1 rRNA gene (cut by a window edge) is annotated in these 1,624 nt (G+C 57.3%); it reads right to left on the reverse strand.

From position 1 onward, the window contains the following. Nucleotides 1-1,566: ribosomal RNA gene (locus tag ACZ6S5_RS34745) — 23S ribosomal RNA — on the reverse strand (it extends 1,642 nt beyond the left edge of the window). Between the last annotated feature and the right edge of the window lie 58 nt (nt 1,567-1,624).

Below are 1,624 nucleotides of genomic sequence, written 5' to 3' on the forward strand. Positions count from 1 at the left end.
CTCGGGTGGTTAGCACAACGAGGTTCATCAGGGTCGCTCTTTCGCGGGTACGGGAATATCAACCCGTTGTCCATCGACTACGCCTCTCGGCCTCGCCTTAGGTCCCGACTCACCCAGGGCGGATTAGCCTGGCCCTGGAACCCTTGGTCATCCGGCGGAAGGGTTTCTCACCCTTCTTTCGCTACTCATGCCTGCATTCTCACTCGTGCCGCGTCCACAACTAGGTCACCCCGTTGCTTCACCCCCGGCACGACGCTCCCCTACCCATCCACACACCTGCACAAGGAATCAAGTCCAAGCGAGGTTGAAATGTGAATGCCACAGCTTCGGCGGTGTGCTTGAGCCCCGCTACATTGTCGGCGCGGAACCACTTGACCAGTGAGCTATTACGCACTCTTTAAAGGGTGGCTGCTTCTAAGCCAACCTCCTGGTTGTCTATGCGACCCCACATCCTTTTCCACTTAGCACACGCTTAGGGGCCTTAGCTGGTGATCTGGGCTGTTTCCCTCTCGACTACGAAGCTTATCCCCCGCAGTCTCACTGCCGCGCTCTCACTTACCGGCATTCGGAGTTTGGCTGATTTCGGTAAGCTTGTGGGCCCCCTAGACCATCCAGTGCTCTACCTCCGGCAAGAAACACGCGACGCTGCACCTAAATGCATTTCGGGGAGAACCAGCTATCACGGAGTTTGATTGGCCTTTCACCCCTAACCACAGGTCATCCCCCAACTTTTCAACGTTGGTGGGTTCGGCCCTCCACGCGGTCTTACCCGCGCTTCAGCCTGCCCATGGCTAGATCACTCCGCTTCGGGTCTAGAGCATGCGACTGAATCGCCCTATTCAGACTCGCTTTCGCTACGGCTCCCCCACACGGGTTAACCTCGCCACATGCCACTAACTCGCAGGCTCATTCTTCAAAAGGCACGCCGTCACCCCGCAAGGCTCCGACGGATTGTAGGCGAACGGTTTCAGGTACTATTTCACTCCCCTCCCGGGGTACTTTTCACCATTCCCTCACGGTACTCGTCCGCTATCGGTCACCAGGAAGTATTTAGGCTTACCAGGTGGTCCTGGCAGATTCACGGCAGATTTCAGGGGTCCGCCGCTACTCGGGAACACCCACAGGAGACCAGCCACTTTCACCTACCGGACTATCACCGCCTACGGTTGGCTTTTCCACACCATTCGGCTAGCAGCTGGCTTTGTAACTCCTCAAACGAGTGTCAGCTCGTCTCGCAGGGTCCCACAACCCCGACCACGCAACCCCTGACAGGTATCACACGCAGCCGGTTTAGCCTCAATCCGCTTTCGCTCGCCACTACTCACGGAATCACTCTTTGTTTTCTCTTCCTACGGGTACTGAGATGTTTCACTTCCCCGCGTTCCCCCCACACACCCTATGTGTTCAGGTGCGGGTGACATCACATGACTGATGCCGGGTTTCCCCATTCGGACACCCTGGGATCACAGCTTGGTTGACAGCTCCCCCAGGCCTATCGCGGCCTCCCACGTCCTTCATCGGCTCCTGGTGCCAAGGCATCCACCGTTCGCCCTTGACAACTTGACCACAAAGATGCTCGCGTCCACTGTGCAATTCTCAACAAACGACCAACCCACAACCCGAT

Source organism: Micromonospora sp. NPDC051924, assembly GCF_055586005.1.